Origin of the sequence: Rhizobium sp. BK181 (genome assembly GCF_014193305.1) — a bacterium.
GTDB lineage: Bacteria > Pseudomonadota > Alphaproteobacteria > Rhizobiales > Rhizobiaceae > Rhizobium.
Map to the genome: position 1 here is coordinate 117,186 of NZ_JACHZA010000011.1, position 15,661 is coordinate 132,846.

The following is a 15,661-nucleotide window of genomic DNA, read 5'->3' on the forward strand; positions in this document are numbered from 1 at the left end:
CTCTATTCAATAAAGAGGCTCGTCGTAAGCGGGCTTACCGTCGACGAGCAGGCTGCGGATCTGCGGCGTTCCGTCGGACGCCACACGAACGGCGATGGATACATCACCATCTTGGCGAGCCCGCTCGAGGGCCGTCCCCTGTCCTTCGGGAACGTAGTAACGTTCGATCCCGTACTCGACGCGAAGATGATCGGCGGAACTGGGACCGTAGCTGTAGAAAGGCCTGGTGTGCAAAACGACAGTCCCCGCCTGCTCCGGCAAAGGCGCGAACGATGATTCGACAATGCCCCAGAAGCCCCCTTCACCAGGCTTCAAGCGCACCCAGAGGCTCTTGCTACCCTGATCCTGCGGCACACCACCAATGATCGAGGCGACCGGGACCGAGGATATGTCGTAGTTCAGCACCACGTAGTCGCCGCGCAGAAAGTCGCGCGGATCGACCGGCGCAGTCTTTAGAAGAATATCGGCGCCGCTACGCAAAATCGAAGCACGACTCTCAATGACGTACCCCAGCACCGCCGTCTGCAGAGCGGCAACAATGACTGCGGCGACAATGTAGCGGCGCCCTGAGCCTTGCATTGAAAAGACGCTCATACGCTTGCCCCCTGCGTTCTCGATGCAAATCGCCGCTCAAGCCGAATGACGATCCATGCCACGACAGCAACGAAAAGCCCCGAGAACAAGAAGAGGCTGGATGTACCGAGAATCGATCCGACCGTCACCGACGCAAGATAGAGCATCTCCACCGCAAACATGGTGTAACCCAGATAGCGCACCGCGCCGTTGTCGCGGCCCTGGAGCCCGATCGCAAGAATCGCGGCGCCGAGCGTCACCACCGCCAATGTTACGAACTGCCAGCCATGCTCGAGTTCGACGTGCAGGAAGAACAAGCCAATCACTGCCACGAGGAACGCGTAGAACGCGGGCGCGGAACCGGCGCTTCTGACGAGTGCAGAAAGACGCGGCAGCGGCAGGCTGACGACCACGAAAGCCAGCATGCCGGCAACAAAATAGACGAGCGCAAGCCAGAAATTTTCGTTGACCGCATAGATCCAAGTCAGCCAGCCGACAAGCAGCAGATATGCCAGATGCCGCACGCGGCCTGCACCGGTGAAGCGCACAAGGCCAATGACAACCACCGCCATCAACGGCACGACCCAAGGATCAAGACCGACCCACCGGGTATCGTAGGTGTCGAGATAGGCGGCAAAGCTGCCCCACGACAAAAACCCCGCCACCGCAGCGACGACGCCCGAACGGAACAGAATCGCCGAAACCACGGCAATGACGAACCAGAGATACATCACCGTCAACTCGTCGCCCGACAGATGATACATCTGCCCGACCAGCGAAATCGCCCCGCCGAAGGATAGGGTGCCAATCACCAGCAACCCGCTTGCCGCCGCGATCGCACCACGCCTCAACATGGCGGCCGCGCCGAGATGCACGGTCCAGATAACCGCAACGATGACTACCAGGCGCACGAGGCGCAGGATGGCGTCCCAGTTCGAAGCCACGACAAGCAGGATCGCCGCGCCGAGCAGGATTGCGGCAAGGATCATCAACACCTTGCCGAGGCTGAAGCTTGCCGGACGGGCATCATATTCCCCCAACAGCGCTCCTGCGGTCGCTTCCGGCAAAAGCCCTTTTTCCACCCAAACTGAAAGATCTCGCTCCAGTCGACCGCGGTACATGCCCTACTCCGCCAAACACGCAATGACGCGCTTTCTCCTTACTTTATAGCCGTTGATTGAGCAGGAGGGAAATATTCCCATATGAATTCCTCATTGTACAAATTAGGCGCGCGCCTTAACCGATCGATAACGTCAAATCGCTAATATATGCTCCATACTCGCAGCCATGCACTTGATGCATGGGCAGCATGAGAATATTGCACTGCAAAATCGAGATCGGCCATCCTATATGCTTGATCATAAGACAGGGAATGGCGTCCTTGCCCGGATTTCCGGAAGCCTGCGAAGATGATCTTCGTAACGAGATTCGGAGCAGCGCACTCCTCCTCCCAGCGCCCTCCGATAGACTGGCAACACTCCTCCTCCCAGTTGTCAGTCACTCTAATGACGCCCACCGGATCCTCCCCCGGTGGGCGTTTTGTTTTCGGAGCACAGCCGCCTAAGCCCAACGTTTCCAGCGATCTGCGGCAGGACCATGACAATCGCTCAGGCGGAAGCTCGCGCACGACAGATATGACCACCAGGCCCGCCCTCGCAAGCAAACGGAAAAATCGTCGCTCGCGACGAGCGAACCGAGCGAACTTTGCCTGAGACCTGTTAGGCACAGGATGCCCTGCGCCCCAGCGGCCGGAAAACAGCCCCGAACCGATCGGCAGCAAGGCATTCTGCCTATTGATTGACCAGATAGTGGCCAAATCATGCAATAAGCGGTTCTAGACCTGCATCTATTGCATAGGTGCTCTGAAATCTTGTCTCTGGCGAAGTTTCGCACTGCAACATATATTTCAGTTCATCAAATAGAGGTCAGCGCCGATCGGCGGCAGCTGGCAAATCGCAAGCCCTAGGAAAGGGGACCAAAATGAACTTCACACGCTCTTTCAACAACTGGCGCAAGTATCGTCAGACCGTTACCGAACTCGGCCGCATGACCAACCGCGAATTGCACGATCTCGGCATCGATCGCTCCGACATCCAGCGCGTTGCTCGCGAGGCTTCTGCCCGCTAATACAAACGATCCGCTATCCTCCCAAGCAGATCGCTTACCCAAGACGCCCGCTGCCAATGGCAACGGGCGTTTTCTTTTGTCTGGCTACCGGCTTCCGCAATGGTTGTGGCCGGAATCGGGTTCTCAAGGGGCGGCGCCCAGATAGTAACCCTGCATCCGAAATGAGCATCGCATGCACAATTGCATAGCAGATGCCTTTTCTTTGCACTGCACAATATGACAGAGAACATCTATATGAGTGATCAACGATCAGGCGGCGATGGCGCCGCTCTCGACGGTCACTTTGAGGAAGATGAACATGAACCCGATCCGCATTGCAAAGAGCTGGATTAGCTACCGCCGCACGCTCAGCGAACTTGGTAGCCTCTCCAACCAGACGCTCGCCGACATTGGCGTTAGCCGCTACGACATCCGCAACATCGCTTCCCGCTCGTTCCGCTAATAGCGGCGAGCGCTAAGCTTCCAAGACGGCGCTACGGCGCCGTTTTTGATTCTGGGGCCTTATTGCCCAATACAGACGCCAACCATTCGGTTGGACCCGGATCTCCGAGATCAAAGCGCAACATGCGAAATGAACATTCTGCCAGCCTGTTGATACGCGCGATATCGGTCGTCCTTTAGGGTGGACTAATATTAACCATTGTGAAAGTATCCGGCCGTTGCATAACGGAGACATGCGGAATGTGCCGATATAATCTTCGGATGGAGGACGGCCTTTGGACAGTCGTCGACGCCACGACACAGCGCCCGGCTGAACTGAACGGCGTTCCGATGGCTAGGATGACGTGGCGCGAAGCATGCGACATGGTCGATCTGCTGAATAATCTCGACCGAATAAGCTTCATGTCCAAACGCTACGAAACATCGGCCAGAGCAACGGCATGAAGATGTGCATCACCACTGTGCGTCCAACCCCACGTCAGCATTCCGCTCCCCGCTCAGAGGCCGAGTGCTTTTAGCTTCTGAGCCACAAAATCTACGAATGCACGCGTCTTCGCCGAGACATGTCTCCCCTCCACATGAACGACGTGAATTGGCAAAGGCTCTTCCTCGTACTCCTCGAGCACTGTTTTCAACCGACCGGCCGCAAGGTGTTCCGCCACCTGATAGGACAGGGTCCGTGAGAGCCCCCACCCGGTCACCGCGGCTTCGATCGATGCACCGACAGTGTTGCAATACATGCGTGGGTGAAGCTTCACGGGCGCGTGGTCCGGCGCAAAGTGCCATTCCAGCGGCGCCGACGACCCGGTATTGACGATCGTGACGTGCCGGGCAAGGTCCGCCGGCGTCGTCGGTTCGCCGTGGCTCTCGAAATAGCCGGGCGCGCCGCATACGACGCGGCGGACACTACCGACCCTGACTGCTTGCTGATCCGAGTCTTGCAGGTGTCCGATGCGGACGGCAACGTCGATGCCCTCCTCCACGAGATTGACCATCCTGTCGAAGAAGAGTGCACGCCCTGTCACGGCCGGGTGCAGACTGAGAAACTCCGTCATGATCGGGATGACATAGATCTGACCGAACAGAACCGGCGCTGTGATCGTCAGGATCCCCGATGCCGTTGCATGAGATCCGCCCGCCGAGGCTTCCGCCTCGTCAATATCCCCGAGGATGCGCCGACAGTCATCGGCATAGCGGCTGCCGGACGGCGTCAGCTTTACGGAGCGTGTTGAGCGCACGAAGAGCCGCGCCCCGGTGGCCTCCTCGAGAGAGGCGACTGCGCGCGTGACGGCCGGGGCACTCATATGGAGCTGGCGAGCGGCCTGCGCAAAGCTCGCCGTTTCGGCGACTTTGACGAAAACTCTCATGCATTGAAGTCGATCCATCACCCACCGTTATTCCGCCAAATGAAATAGTCTCTTGTGCGTTATCGTAATTCAACATGGAGCAAGGAACAATTACTATCCGACCTATCGCAACGTGGAGATCAGACTGATGAAGCTCTATTCGCATCCCCTTTCGGGCCATTCCCATCGCGCTCATCTCTTCCTGTCGCTTATCGGTATCGACGCCGAGGTCGTGCAAGTTGACCTTGCTGCCAGGGAACACAAGAGCGCCAAGTTCCTGGCGCTCAATCCGTTCGGCCAGTTGCCGGTGCTCGAAGATGGCGATGTCGTTATCAGCGACTCCAATGCTATCCTCGTCTACCTCGCCAAGAAGTACGCGCCCGAAGGGTGGCTTCCGGAGGAGCCTGCAGCCGCGGCGGCGATCCAGCGGTGGCTTTCGGTTGCCGCCGGCGAGATTGCCTATGGCCCTTGTGCGGCAAGGCTCGTGACGTTGTTCGGCGCGACATTCGATAGCGGCGAAGTGATCGCGCGGGCTCATCGCATTCTGCAGTTGATCGATGACCGGCTGGTCGATCGTGAATGGATCGCCGCAAGCCGACCAACCATCGCCGATGTCGCCCTTTACAGCTATATCGCCCGCGCACCGGAAGGAAATGTCGATCGATCGGCGTATCGCAACGTGACGGCATGGCTCAAGCGGATCGAGGGCCTGCCCGGCTTTGAGCCATTCCAGAAATCGCCCGTCGGCATAGTCGAAGCGGCTTGAGGCACACCAGCCGAGAAAGGAGGCAGCCATGTCTGTCGAAATAGGCGGCGCCAAGCCTTCTCCCTGGCATGCCGGGGAGGTCGCGCTTCAGGACAAGGTCGGCGTCGCCAAGCGAATGGACGAAGTGGGCCGTCGCGTGCTGCGAGATTACCTGATCGATCAGCACCGCGAATTCTATCCGCAGCTACCCTTCATCGCCCTCGGAAGCGTGGACACGGAAGGCAACCCCTGGGCGACGTTGCGCGCCAATCGGCCGGGATTCCTGCACAGCCCCGACATTCATACCCTGAGTGTCGGTCTTCCGCGCACGCCTTTCGACCCGGCCGATGAAGGGATGGAGGACGGCAACGCGGTCGCCATGCTCGGTATCGAGCTCCATACGCGCCGCCGAAACCGTCTGAACGGAACGATCCACCGTACCGGACCCGACCGCTTCGATGTGCGCGTCGGACAATCATATGGCAACTGCCCGCAATATATACAGCTGCGCGACTTCGAGTTCGTGCGGGATCCGTTGCAGCCGGCCGAGCCACCCCCAGTCCGTTTAGACAGTCTCGGCGGCCGTCCAGCAGAGATGATTGCGAAGGCGGATACGTTTTTTGTTGCATCCTATGTCGATCGCGATGGCGAGCGGCAGATCGACATCTCGCATCGCGGCGGCAGGCCGGGGTTCGTGAGAATCGGCGAGGACGGCGTTCTGACAATCCCCGACTTTGCCGGCAACCTCTTCTTCAACACGCTCGGCAACATCGTTGCCAATCCGCGGGCCGGGCTAGTCTTCGCGGATTTCGAGAGCGGCGATCTACTCCAACTCTCTGGTGAAGCGTGGGTCATTCTGGAATCGCCTGAAATCGCCGCCTTCCAGGGTGCCGAACGGCTATGGTGTTTTCGTCCGAGCGAGATCGTCTACAGGGCGGGCGCGCTGCCGCTCCGCTGGCGTTCGCGTGCTGATGGCCAGTCGCCGAATTCCCTGATGACCGGAAGTTGGAATGAGGCCGCCGCCCGGCTTCGCGCGACTGTCCTTGCCAAGGGCTGGCGGCCGTTCCGCGTTGCACATGTCGTGCAGGAGAGCGCAAGCGTGCGCTCATTCTATCTTGAGCCTATAGATGCGGGCGGGATCGTTCCCCATATCGCCGGGCAGCATTTGCCCATTCGCGTCAACATAGCGGGAGCTGGCTCGCCGCTGGTTCGTACTTACACGATATCCTCTGCTCCCTCCGACAGCGTGTATCGCATCAGCGTCAAGCGAGAGGGGCTAGTTTCGACGCATCTTCATGACGTTATCCGAGAAGGCGACGTCATCGATGTCCGCGCGCCGGCCGGCGCGTTCACGATTGACGCCGCGGAGAGACGCCCTGCCGTCCTGCTGGCGGCGGGCATTGGCATCACACCACTGCTCGCAATGCTTCGGCATATCGTCTACGAGGGGCTGCGGACGCGGCGGATACGGCCGACCTGGCTGATCTACTCGGCTCACAACAAGCCGGAGCGCGCCTTTGATGCCGAGCTTCATGCCCTCGCCGCCGCGTCCGGTGGCGTCGTCAAGCTGGTCCGGCTACTCAGTGATGCGAGTGATACAGTCGGCGGCGAAGACTACGAACAGCAGGGGCGCGTTGACATGACGCTGCTGACCAGCGTGTTGCCGTTCAACGATTATGACTTCTATCTTTGCGGTCCACCAGGTTTCATGCAGTCAGTCTATGATGGCCTGCGCGGATTGAATGTTGCCGATGGACGAATCCATGCGGAAGCGTTTGGCCCCGCATCGCTCCAGCGGTCGGGGGACGAGACTACGCGGTGGTCCGCACGAACCGCGGAGGAACCGCAGCCGGTCTATTTCATGCGCTCCGGAAAGGAAGCACGCTGGGAGCCGGGATCGGGCACGTTGCTGGAGCTTGCCGAAGAGCGCGGCTTGGCGCCCGAGTTCAGCTGTCGCCTCGGCAATTGCGGAAGCTGCAGGACGAAAATCCTGTCAGGTTCCGTCGCCTATATCAAGGAGCCGACCGCGGACGTCGCCGATGACGAAGCGCTGATCTGTTGCGCTGTGCCTGCGGCGAGCGACACGGCCGCTCGGCTGGAGTTGGATATATGAGGCCATCGGCGTTGGCATAGAGCCCTCGCCAATTCTTCGGTTTCCTGCGCCGGCCCAGCGTGGTAATCAGCCGCGCATGAACAAGACCTCTTCCCATTCTCCCATCCATGTGGTCGGCGGCGGGCTCGCCGGCTCAGAGGCGGCCTGGCAGATCGCAAGTGCCGGCGTGCCTGTCATCCTGCACGAGATGCGCGGCGTGCGCGGCACCGACGCTCACAAGACCGACGGCCTGGCCGAGCTCGTCTGCTCCAACTCCTTCCGATCGGACGACGCGACCAGCAATGCGGTCGGCGTCATCCATGCCGAGATGCGCATGGCGGGGTCGCTGATCATGGCATGCGCCGACAAGCACCAGGTTCCCGCCGGTGGCGCACTGGCCGTCGACCGCGATGGTTTCTCGGACGCCGTTACCAAAGCGATCCAGGACCACCCATTGATAACGGTCGTTCGTGAAGAAGTGACCGGCTTGCCGCCGAAGGAATGGGATCTTGCGATCGTTGCGACCGGTCCTCTGACGGCCCCTGCCCTCGCAAACGCCATCCAGGCCGAGACGGGTGCCAACGCACTCGCCTTCTTCGATGCGATCGCGCCGATCGTTCATCGCGACAGCATCGACATGGATATCTGCTGGTACCAGTCGCGCTACGACAAGGTCGGCCCCGGAGGCACCGGCAAGGACTATATCAACTGCCCGATGACCGAAGAGCAATACAATGCTTTCGTCGACGCCCTGATTGCCGGTGACACTGTCGGCTTCAAGGAATGGGAAGGCACGCCCTATTTCGATGGCTGCCTTCCGATCGAGGTGATGGCGGAGCGCGGCCGCGAGACGCTACGCCACGGCCCCATGAAGCCGATGGGCCTGACCAATGCGCACAACCCGACCGTCAAGGCCTATGCGGTCGTCCAGCTGCGGCAGGACAATGCGCTCGGTACCCTCTACAACATGGTCGGCTTTCAGACGAAGCTGAAATACGGCGCCCAGGCTGAGATCTTTCGGATGATCCCGGGACTGCAGAACGCCGAGTTTGCCCGGCTTGGCGGTCTCCATCGCAATACCTACATCAATTCGCCGACACTGCTCGACCCGTCGCTCACTCTCAAGTCGCGCCGAGGACTGCGCTTCGCCGGTCAGATCACCGGATGCGAAGGCTACGTCGAAAGCGCAAGCGTCGGGTTGATGGCCGGCCGGTTCGCCGCAGCCGAGCGCAAGGGAGAGGACGTTTCACTGCCGCCCGCAACGACAGCGCTCGGCTCGCTGCTCGGCCACATCACCGGCGGCCACATCGTCAACGACGAGGAGCCTGGCAAGCGATCGTTCCAGCCGATGAACATCAATTTCGGCCTCTTTCCCGAACTCGAGCCCGGTTCGATCGTCAAGCCCGAAGGCGTCAAGCGTTTCCGCGGCAAGGACAAGACCATCATGAAGCGCCAGTTGATCGCAAGGCGCGCGCTTGGCGATTGTGCGAGCTGGTTGGGGCTCGACGTCAAACTCGCGGAGAGTGCGTGAGCGGACGCTTGTAACAGCATTCTCAAGGTCATCGTCTTTCGACGAGCCGGGCGATTTGTCTTGATGGCCAATACGTTCCACGGCGTTCCTGACCAAACGAGACTTTCACATTCCGTTAGGGCGGTTCTGAGACGAGGCGAGTTGTTCTGCATCGCCAGCTAGCATCCGGAGCGGCGGGAAGAAACGGTTGTCCCTGGCAGCCCACGCCGAAATGCGCATGTCAGCCGATTCTGTCCGCGCGGTCGTTGAGGCGGCCGGCTTTCGCACGCGGAGGATCTCTCACCATACCACTACGCGGCGATCTTCCACCTAGCGTGATGACGGAACGGTTGCCCCGCAGGCCTGAACCGGTGGACAGGGAACGGATCCGTATGAGCAAAAGACGCAGCAATCCCCTTGCTTCGGCGTGAGCGTTGTTCCGCAGCTTCGACACTCATAGCGACAGACGCACGCGTCAACCGGCATCGTCTCCACCGCCCGGTGGCCGCAGATGGGACATGTCAGAATTGACCGCCGTTCCATAGCATCATCTCGATCACGCTGCCCTTAGCGCGCGATCGGTCCGTCCGCCTTCTTCCAGGCGTCGATGCCGCCTTGAATATGAAAGGCCAGCGGAAGACCAGCGTCGTGCGCAGCCTGTACGGCCATTGCCGATCGTTCACCAAAGGCACAATAGAAGAGCAGCCTCTTGCGGGTTGACGTTGCCAGTTCATGGAGCGTCCCACCGGCCCCTATGCTTTCCTCGAGCGAAGGATAGGGAACGTGCAACGACCCGGGAATCGTGCCGTTTCGCTGTCGCTCGGCATTCTCGCGCAGATCGATCAGCGCGACATCGCCGAGACCGACGACGCCCAGCGCTTGCTGCGCGGTCAGCGCCCAGCCGTGACGCATGACATTGTCCTGGTTCATTCCAACCCTTATGTTCGCGGGGACCGCGACATCCATCATCTTCGGGTTCGCCAGCTTCAGATTGTTCATCAACTCGGCATATTCATCGGCTGACTTCACCTGCAGGCGCGGGTTGAAGGCCCTTTCCTCACCGATAGTGGAAACCGTATCTCCCTTGTAGTCGTGCGCCGGGAAAACCAAGGTCGATTCCGGAAGCTTCAGAAGCCGCCCGAAGATCGACTCGTACTGAGCCCTGGGATCGCCATTCTGGAAATCAGTCCTGCCGGTACCACGGATCAGCAGCGTGTCGCCGGTGAATACGCGGTCAGGCAAAACGAAACTGTAGGAATCGTCCGTATGGCCCGGCGTATAGATCACATCGAGGGAGAGCCCTTCGATCGTCAGCGTGTCGTTGTCGGAGAGACGCATCGAGACGACATCGGCCTTTGTCTGCTCTCCCATCACGGTGATGCAATGGGTCTTGTCGCGCAGCGCGCCAAGACCGGTGATGTGGTCGGCATGGAGATGGGTATCCACGGCCTTGACCAGCTTTAGATCAAGCTCGTGGATGAGCTGGAGGTAGCGCTCGACCCTTTCCAGCACTGGATCGATGATCAGTGCCTCGCCCCCCTTCCGACTTGCCAGCAAATAGGAATAGGTGCTCGATACCGGATCGAACAGCTGCCGGAAGATCATCCCCACCTCCTTCGTGGCGACATGGTTTGCGAGCGACTATCCGTGCGGCTGCGGCACGATCCTGATATAGGGTTTTGGGGCCCGCCAACCCTGCGGATACTGCTTCTTCGCGTCCTCGTCGGAAACAGAACCGGCAATGATCACGTCCTCCCCATTCTTCCAGTTCACCGGCGTGGCGACCTTGTGCTTTGCAGTGAGTTGCAAGGAATCGATGACCCGCAGCACCTCATCAAAATTGCGACCGGTTGTCATGGGATAGACCATAACGAGCTTGATCTTCTTGTCAGGGCCGATCACGAAAATATTGCGTACGGTCTGGTTATCGGCCGGCGTGCGCTCTGTTGGATCACCGGATACCAGCGCGGGCAGCATGTTGTAGCGCTTCGACACCGTGTAATCGACGTCGGCGATCATCGGATAGTTGGGACGATAACCCTGCGTTTCCTCGATATCCTTCATCCAACTGGCATGGCGCTCAAGCGGATCGACGGAAAGGCCGATGATCTTCACGCCGCGCCTGTCAAATTCAGGCTTGATCCGTGCCATATAGCCGAGTTCGGTCGTGCATACGGGCGTAAAGTCCTTCGGATGCGAAAACAGCACCGCCCAGGAATTGCCCATCCATTCGTGAAAACTGATCTTGCCTTCGGTTGTCTGGGCTTCGAAATCCGGAGCGGTATCATTGATTGCAAGCATCACGCACCTCCCATAGCGCTTTTGAATACAAACTCAAACTTTACCGGATGAGCCTAAATCTTGCGCCTATTTCAGGCCGTAGGCAACGGCAAAACGGCCGCAGCAACGCCTCACGCGAGGTGCCGCAGCGGCCACGGAAATAGCAGCGCCAAGCTTCCTTAGTGGCGGTTTGCGATTGTGGAATTGTGGGGCGGCAGGGACTTGTCCGGCTCCGCCACATAGTTGCCAAGGAGCCAGAGAGAGACCTCCGACGCTTCCCTGGCGGACGCGAATTCGAACGTGCCGCTCTGATGCGGCGCGTCAAGGAACTCTATGCTGAGACCCTTGCCGGTTTCCGAGCTTAGAACGCGCACCCTGCCCGGCTCGATGACGTGGCATGAATAGTGCCTCTGCATACTGCGCATGTAGCCTGCCTTGTTGTCATGCAGGCGCACGAACACCGCCTGCCCGTTGGCGGTCGCCTGCAGTTGGCGGATTGCTTCATTCGGGAAAGCGCGGTTGAACTCGATGATGGCGAGCCCGGTATCGTGGAGACCGTCTTCCTTGTTCTGCGCAGCCATCCGCGTCGAGATGAAGGCGATGAAGATGACGATCGCGAAAATAACGCCCCAGACGACTATGCTCACATCCCTCTCCGATCAAAAACGGCAATGGCGTCGTTATAACACACGAGCCTTGCGCGAGTTTAAACAGGATCAGATTTTCTTGCGCATCATCGCAAGCAGCATGCGTGTCTGGCGCCGCAACTGCGACCGTTGAAGCTGACGTTCGAACAGTCCTGCGCCGGCCTTCTGGGCGCTGACGAGGACCGGCTCCGCCAGAGTAGCTGGCAGGAAGGCCGGAAACACGTTTGGAGCTATTGCGACGTTTCTCGCCTTCGCGAGATGGTCGCGGCCGAGCCCAGCAAAGGCTTCGATCGCTGCGGAGATCCGGGCCCTATCTTCACCGGCGAGAAATGTTTCGCGGTCAAGTCCGGTCGCTGACAGGATTTCAAGCGGAACGTAGAGTTGCCCGCGGTGGCGATGCAACGGCATCAGAAGCAGAAGACCGGCGATCGCTTGGGCAACGCCTGCGTGTCCGGCGGCTTCTGCGGAAGCGGCAGCCTCGGTCGGTGCAAGTACCAAGCTAGCCAGTTGAACGAGAGCGGATGCCGTTTCGCCGGCATATCCCTCGAGCGAAACGCGCGTCTCCATCGGATCGTCGTAGAGATCGAAGATACGAGCATCGACCATGTTCACGAGCGTCTGTTTCGGCAAGCGGTGGTGATCCACGGCAGTCAATAGGGCCGAGGCAATCGGATTTGCCTGGGTGGAGCCGTGGGCGTTGCCCTCCAACAGGTCCCGCCAGTACTGCATGCGCACTTCACCGGGAAGCGGCTCGTGCACCAGATCGCGAATACGCGCAAGCTCGGCATTGAAGGCGTAGAGCGCTGCCAGAGCGCCGCGCTTCTCCTGCGGCGACAGCAGGCAGGCAAGGTAGCGGTCGCGGTCATTGTCGCGGAGCGTCGCCAGGCAAAGATCCTGGTTCGTCAAAGACTGATCGGCCATTGTCAGACCGCTATCAATGCCGCGGCAACCGCGCGGGATTCCATCAGCATGATGTTGAAGGTCCGAACTGCAGCACCGGTATTCATGGGATCCGATGAAATACCCGCGGCCTTCAACGCCGCCTTCAGATCGGCCGGAATCGGGCGCATATCATCTCCGGTGCCGATCAGCAGGACCTCGATCTCGGCAGCCTCGTCGATCACCTTTTGAAAATTCTCGATCGACAGTGGCTTCGACGCATCCATGTCCCAGCCATAAATGCCGGATGGCAGGCACAGGATGGACCCGCGGTGGGACATATCGGCGAAACGGAAGCCGCCATTGCCGTAAGTGTCGATGGGCGCACGTCCTGGAAAATGCGCCTCGCGGATTTCTATGCCTCTTGCCATATTCTCACACTGCCGGATTGCCGGGGTTTGTCTCCGGCTCGGCCACTTTCTCATGTTGATCGCTATCGATCGCGTCCGGGCGGAGCTTGAACGCGATCAGCACGGGCGCGGCTATGTAAATGGAGGAAAAGGTGCCGATGGCAACGCCGAATAGCATTACAAAGGCGAAGGGGCGGATCACCTCACCGCCGAAAAGGCAGAGCGCTAGCAGCGCGAGCAATGTTGTCGCCGCCGTCAGAACCGTGCGCGACAGGGTCTGATTGATGGAAGCGTCAATCAGGATTGGCATGGGCATCTTGCGATAGCGTTTCAGGTTCTCGCGCATTCGGTCGTAGACCACCACCGTATCGTTGAGCGAATAGCCAACGATCGTCAGGATGGCCGCAACGCTTGTCAGATTGAATTCCATACCGGTCAACACGAAGAGGCCAAGCGTCAGGATGATATCGTGGAGCGTCGCGATGATCGCACCGACCGCGAACTGCCATTCGAAGCGGAGCCAGATGTAAAACAAAATGACGGCAAGCGAACCAAGGAGGCCGAATGTCGCGGCCCTGGTCAGCTCTCCGGACACGGCAGGGCCGACGACCTCGACCCGACGGATTTCGTAGTCGTCCGCCAACTCATCGCGCAGCAACGTCATCGCCGACTGTTCGGCATTCTCGCCACCGCCCTGCGACTGGATACGAACCAGCGCTGTCGATGCGTCGGATAGGCGGCGTGCTTCGATGTCCCCAATGTTCAGGTCACCGAGACGGGCGCGAATATCATCCGGATCGGCATTTCCTTGCTTCGCCTTGACCTCCACCAACGACCCGCCGGCAAAATCCACCCCAAGATTTGCGCCAAGCGTTGCAAAGCCGATCATGGCCAGGATCGAAAGTGCCGCCGACACCGTGAACGTGTAGCGCCGTATGCCCATGAACCGGATGTTGGCATGATCGAAGATACCCGTCTGCACATCCCTGGGCAGGTGCCTCGGATGCTTGCGGTGAAGCCAGGTGACGACGATCCAGCGGGTCAGCGTGAAGGTGGTAAAGACAGTCGTCAGAATCCCCGCCGCGAGCGTTACCGCAAAACCGCGAACGGTATCGCTGCCGAGGTAGTAGAGAATGACTGCCGCAATGACGATCGTGACATTGGCGTCAAGGATCGTCAGGAATGCACGCGAAAACCCGTTATCGATCGCGTCCGCGAAGGAATGGCCTGCTTTCGCCTCTTCCCTGATGCGCTCGTAGACGAGCACGTTGGCATCGACCGCCATGCCTATGATCAAGACAATGCCTGCGAGGCCGGGCAGCGTCAGTGTTGCGCCGATCACGCTTAACACGGCGAGAATCAGGAGGAGATTCAGGACCAGCGAAATACCCGCGATGATGCCGAGCTTGCGATAGAAGGCAAACATCAAACCGGTAACAAGGATCGCGGCGACAAAGCCAGCCACCAGACCGGCGCGCTTCGATTCCGCGCCGAGGGCCGGGCTGACGGTGCGCTCTTCCACGGTCGTCAATGTCGCCGGCAGGGCGCCACTTCGCAACATCAGCGCAAGATCGCGAGCTCCATCCTCGCTGAAACTGACAGGAACCCGTCCGGTCCCATCCAGGATTGGTGCATTGATCAGCGGCGCCGCCATGACCTGATCATCGAAGAGTATGGCAAGGTGCCGGCCAATGTTCTGGCGCGTCTTCTGTGCGAGCTGCTCGGTCCCTTCAGCATCCAGCTTGTAGGTGATCGCGACCGCATCCGCTTGCGCATCGGCAACCGCTTGGACATCCACCAGATTCTTGCCCGTGACGAAATCCGTTCGATCGACGAGGTACGGAACGGGCGGATCGTCAAGCGAGTAGAGCACCTCCGATGTCGCCGGCCAGCGACCGGCAAGAGCTTGCTGCCCGGACATACTTTCATCGATCAGCCGAACTGAAAGCTGGGCAGGCTCATTCAAAATGTTCTTCAGCCGCTCCACGTCGATGGAGCCGAGGGCCTTGACGTCGATACGGTCGTTACCATCGGCGCGAACGGAAAAATCCGTTATCCCAAGGCCGGCGATGCGCCGCTCTACAACCGCCAGGGACTGCGCCTGAGCGGCTACGGTGCCCTCGTCGATGTTGTTGTCGGAAATTCGCAACGAAAGTTGTCCGTCGTTGCCCTTCTGCAGGGATACACTCTGGACAGAGCCTCCGAACCAGCCACTTTTTGTCGCCACGGTCAGCGGGTCTAACGCGTGGACGGCAGCATCCACTTGGCTCACATCGGTAATCTTGACGGTGATATCCTGGTCTGTGCCAGTCAGGCCGGTGTAGCGAATGTTGGCTTCGCGCAACTTGCCGCGAACATCCGCTACAGTGCGCTCCAGCCGATCCTTCACGATATCGGCGCGTTCAATCTGGAGAAGCAGATGGGAACCGCCTTGGACATCAGGGCCGAGGACAACGCGGCTACCGGCCAGCCATGCAGGCAGCGTAGAGCGCTGCGCGTTCGATAACAGATTTGGGGCCGCGATTACCGCGGCCACCGCTACCAGAACCAGGATCAGAACGGCCTTCAGGCGGGAAAAACGATGCATTTTCTCTCGACTATTTCCGACCCG

At 59.6% G+C, this 15,661-nt stretch carries 16 protein-coding genes; 6 read left to right on the forward strand and 10 right to left on the reverse strand.

Going from position 1 to position 15,661, the window contains the following annotated elements; all coding sequences use genetic code 11:
- Positions 1 to 6: 6 nt before the first annotated feature.
- Both FHT77_RS21995 and FHT77_RS22000 read right to left on the reverse strand, forming a co-directional pair.
- Positions 7 to 594, reverse strand: a complete 588-nt coding sequence (locus FHT77_RS21995) for a GDYXXLXY domain-containing protein (RefSeq protein WP_183756973.1) — start codon at positions 592 to 594, stop codon at positions 7 to 9.
- Complete coding sequence (locus FHT77_RS22000; protein WP_183756974.1) at positions 591 to 1,694, reverse strand: DUF2157 domain-containing protein; 1,104 nt, start codon at positions 1,692 to 1,694, stop codon at positions 591 to 593. The genes FHT77_RS21995 and FHT77_RS22000 overlap by 4 nt, the downstream gene beginning before the upstream one ends.
- 859 nt (positions 1,695 to 2,553) lie before the next feature.
- On the opposite strand from FHT77_RS22000, the gene FHT77_RS22005 reads away from it, so the two are divergent.
- The 3 genes from FHT77_RS22005 to FHT77_RS22015 all read left to right on the forward strand — a co-directional run bounded on the left by FHT77_RS22005 (position 2,554) and on the right by FHT77_RS22015 (position 3,585).
- Positions 2,554 to 2,700 (forward strand): DUF1127 domain-containing protein, encoded by a 147-nt coding sequence (locus tag FHT77_RS22005; RefSeq protein ID WP_016553779.1) that lies wholly within the window; start codon positions 2,554 to 2,556, stop codon positions 2,698 to 2,700.
- A 298-nt stretch (positions 2,701 to 2,998) separates the two neighbouring features.
- The gene (locus FHT77_RS22010; protein ID WP_183757029.1) at positions 2,999 to 3,142 is read left to right on the forward strand and encodes a DUF1127 domain-containing protein; all 144 of its coding nucleotides are present in this window, start codon (positions 2,999 to 3,001) and stop codon (positions 3,140 to 3,142) included.
- A 239-nt stretch (positions 3,143 to 3,381) separates the two neighbouring features.
- Positions 3,382 to 3,585: a hypothetical protein gene (locus tag FHT77_RS22015; protein WP_183756975.1), complete on the forward strand. Its 204-nt coding sequence runs from the start codon at positions 3,382 to 3,384 to the stop codon at positions 3,583 to 3,585.
- Between the two features lie 53 nt (positions 3,586 to 3,638).
- Here the strand turns inward: FHT77_RS22015 and FHT77_RS22020 are convergent, their stop codons facing one another.
- A complete protein-coding gene (locus FHT77_RS22020; protein ID WP_183756976.1) occupies positions 3,639 to 4,508 on the reverse strand; it encodes a LysR family transcriptional regulator in 870 nt (289 codons plus the stop codon).
- 127 nt (positions 4,509 to 4,635) lie between these two features.
- Here FHT77_RS22020 and FHT77_RS22025 point away from each other — a divergent pair, with 127 nt between their 5' ends.
- From FHT77_RS22025 to trmFO, 3 genes are all read left to right on the forward strand, one after another.
- Positions 4,636 to 5,253, forward strand: coding sequence for a glutathione S-transferase family protein (locus FHT77_RS22025; protein WP_183756977.1), 618 nt, complete (start codon positions 4,636 to 4,638; stop codon positions 5,251 to 5,253).
- A 28-nt stretch (positions 5,254 to 5,281) separates the two neighbouring features.
- Positions 5,282 to 7,345 (forward strand): pyridoxamine 5'-phosphate oxidase family protein, encoded by a 2,064-nt coding sequence (locus FHT77_RS22030; protein WP_183756978.1) that lies wholly within the window; start codon positions 5,282 to 5,284, stop codon positions 7,343 to 7,345.
- Positions 7,346 to 7,421: 76 nt separating this feature from the next.
- A complete protein-coding gene (gene trmFO, locus FHT77_RS22035; RefSeq protein ID WP_183756979.1) occupies positions 7,422 to 8,855 on the forward strand; it encodes a methylenetetrahydrofolate--tRNA-(uracil(54)-C(5))-methyltransferase (FADH(2)-oxidizing) TrmFO in 1,434 nt (477 codons plus the stop codon).
- 309 nt (positions 8,856 to 9,164) lie between these two features.
- Here trmFO and FHT77_RS31520 read toward each other — a convergent pair whose 3' ends face one another.
- From FHT77_RS31520 to secDF, 7 genes are all read right to left on the reverse strand, one after another.
- Positions 9,165 to 9,377 carry a GDCCVxC domain-containing (seleno)protein gene (locus FHT77_RS31520; protein WP_246720048.1) on the reverse strand — a complete coding sequence of 71 codons (213 nt, stop codon included), beginning with the start codon at positions 9,375 to 9,377 and terminating at the stop codon, positions 9,165 to 9,167.
- Positions 9,378 to 9,401: 24 nt separating this feature from the next.
- Complete coding sequence (locus FHT77_RS22040) at positions 9,402 to 10,439, reverse strand: MBL fold metallo-hydrolase (RefSeq protein ID WP_183756980.1); 1,038 nt, start codon at positions 10,437 to 10,439, stop codon at positions 9,402 to 9,404.
- A gap of 36 nt (positions 10,440 to 10,475) precedes the next feature.
- On the reverse strand, positions 10,476 to 11,135 hold the full coding sequence (locus tag FHT77_RS22045; protein ID WP_114712573.1) for a peroxiredoxin: 660 nt from the start codon (positions 11,133 to 11,135) through the stop codon (positions 10,476 to 10,478).
- Positions 11,136 to 11,293: 158 nt separating this feature from the next.
- Positions 11,294 to 11,761, reverse strand: a complete 468-nt coding sequence (locus FHT77_RS22050) for a hypothetical protein (RefSeq protein ID WP_183756981.1) — start codon at positions 11,759 to 11,761, stop codon at positions 11,294 to 11,296.
- 69 nt (positions 11,762 to 11,830) lie between these two features.
- The gene (locus FHT77_RS22055; protein WP_183756982.1) at positions 11,831 to 12,682 is read right to left on the reverse strand and encodes a phytoene/squalene synthase family protein; all 852 of its coding nucleotides are present in this window, start codon (positions 12,680 to 12,682) and stop codon (positions 11,831 to 11,833) included.
- A 2-nt stretch (positions 12,683 to 12,684) separates the two neighbouring features.
- Positions 12,685 to 13,071, reverse strand: a complete 387-nt coding sequence (locus FHT77_RS22060) for an Mth938-like domain-containing protein (RefSeq protein ID WP_183756983.1) — start codon at positions 13,069 to 13,071, stop codon at positions 12,685 to 12,687.
- Between the two features lie 4 nt (positions 13,072 to 13,075).
- Positions 13,076 to 15,637 (reverse strand): protein translocase subunit SecDF, encoded by a 2,562-nt coding sequence (secDF, locus tag FHT77_RS22065; protein ID WP_183756984.1) that lies wholly within the window; start codon positions 15,635 to 15,637, stop codon positions 13,076 to 13,078.
- Positions 15,638 to 15,661: the final 24 nt, after the last annotated feature.

What these genes read in the sequence shown, in the direction of transcription:
- FHT77_RS22055 (WP_183756982.1), bottom strand. Translation starts at nt 12,682, where the DNA reads ATGGCCGATCAGTCTTTGACGAACCAGGATCTTTGCCTGGCGACGCTC.
- FHT77_RS22030 (WP_183756978.1), top strand. Translation starts at nt 5,282, where the DNA reads ATGTCTGTCGAAATAGGCGGCGCCAAGCCTTCTCCCTGGCATGCCGGG.
- FHT77_RS22045 (WP_114712573.1), bottom strand. Translation starts at nt 11,135, where the DNA reads ATGCTTGCAATCAATGATACCGCTCCGGATTTCGAAGCCCAGACAACC.
- FHT77_RS21995 (WP_183756973.1), bottom strand. Translation starts at nt 594, where the DNA reads ATGAGCGTCTTTTCAATGCAAGGCTCAGGGCGCCGCTACATTGTCGCC.
- FHT77_RS22060 (WP_183756983.1), bottom strand. Translation starts at nt 13,071, where the DNA reads ATGGCAAGAGGCATAGAAATCCGCGAGGCGCATTTTCCAGGACGTGCG.
- FHT77_RS22010 (WP_183757029.1), top strand. Translation starts at nt 2,999, where the DNA reads ATGAACCCGATCCGCATTGCAAAGAGCTGGATTAGCTACCGCCGCACG.
- FHT77_RS22040 (WP_183756980.1), bottom strand. Translation starts at nt 10,439, where the DNA reads ATGATCTTCCGGCAGCTGTTCGATCCGGTATCGAGCACCTATTCCTAT.
- secDF (WP_183756984.1), bottom strand. Translation starts at nt 15,637, where the DNA reads ATGCATCGTTTTTCCCGCCTGAAGGCCGTTCTGATCCTGGTTCTGGTA.
- FHT77_RS22005 (WP_016553779.1), top strand. Translation starts at nt 2,554, where the DNA reads ATGAACTTCACACGCTCTTTCAACAACTGGCGCAAGTATCGTCAGACC.
- FHT77_RS22015 (WP_183756975.1), top strand. Translation starts at nt 3,382, where the DNA reads ATGTGCCGATATAATCTTCGGATGGAGGACGGCCTTTGGACAGTCGTC.
- FHT77_RS31520 (WP_246720048.1), bottom strand. Translation starts at nt 9,377, where the DNA reads ATGGAACGGCGGTCAATTCTGACATGTCCCATCTGCGGCCACCGGGCG.
- FHT77_RS22020 (WP_183756976.1), bottom strand. Translation starts at nt 4,508, where the DNA reads ATGAGAGTTTTCGTCAAAGTCGCCGAAACGGCGAGCTTTGCGCAGGCC.
- FHT77_RS22000 (WP_183756974.1), bottom strand. Translation starts at nt 1,694, where the DNA reads ATGTACCGCGGTCGACTGGAGCGAGATCTTTCAGTTTGGGTGGAAAAA.
- trmFO (WP_183756979.1), top strand. Translation starts at nt 7,422, where the DNA reads ATGAACAAGACCTCTTCCCATTCTCCCATCCATGTGGTCGGCGGCGGG.
- FHT77_RS22025 (WP_183756977.1), top strand. Translation starts at nt 4,636, where the DNA reads ATGAAGCTCTATTCGCATCCCCTTTCGGGCCATTCCCATCGCGCTCAT.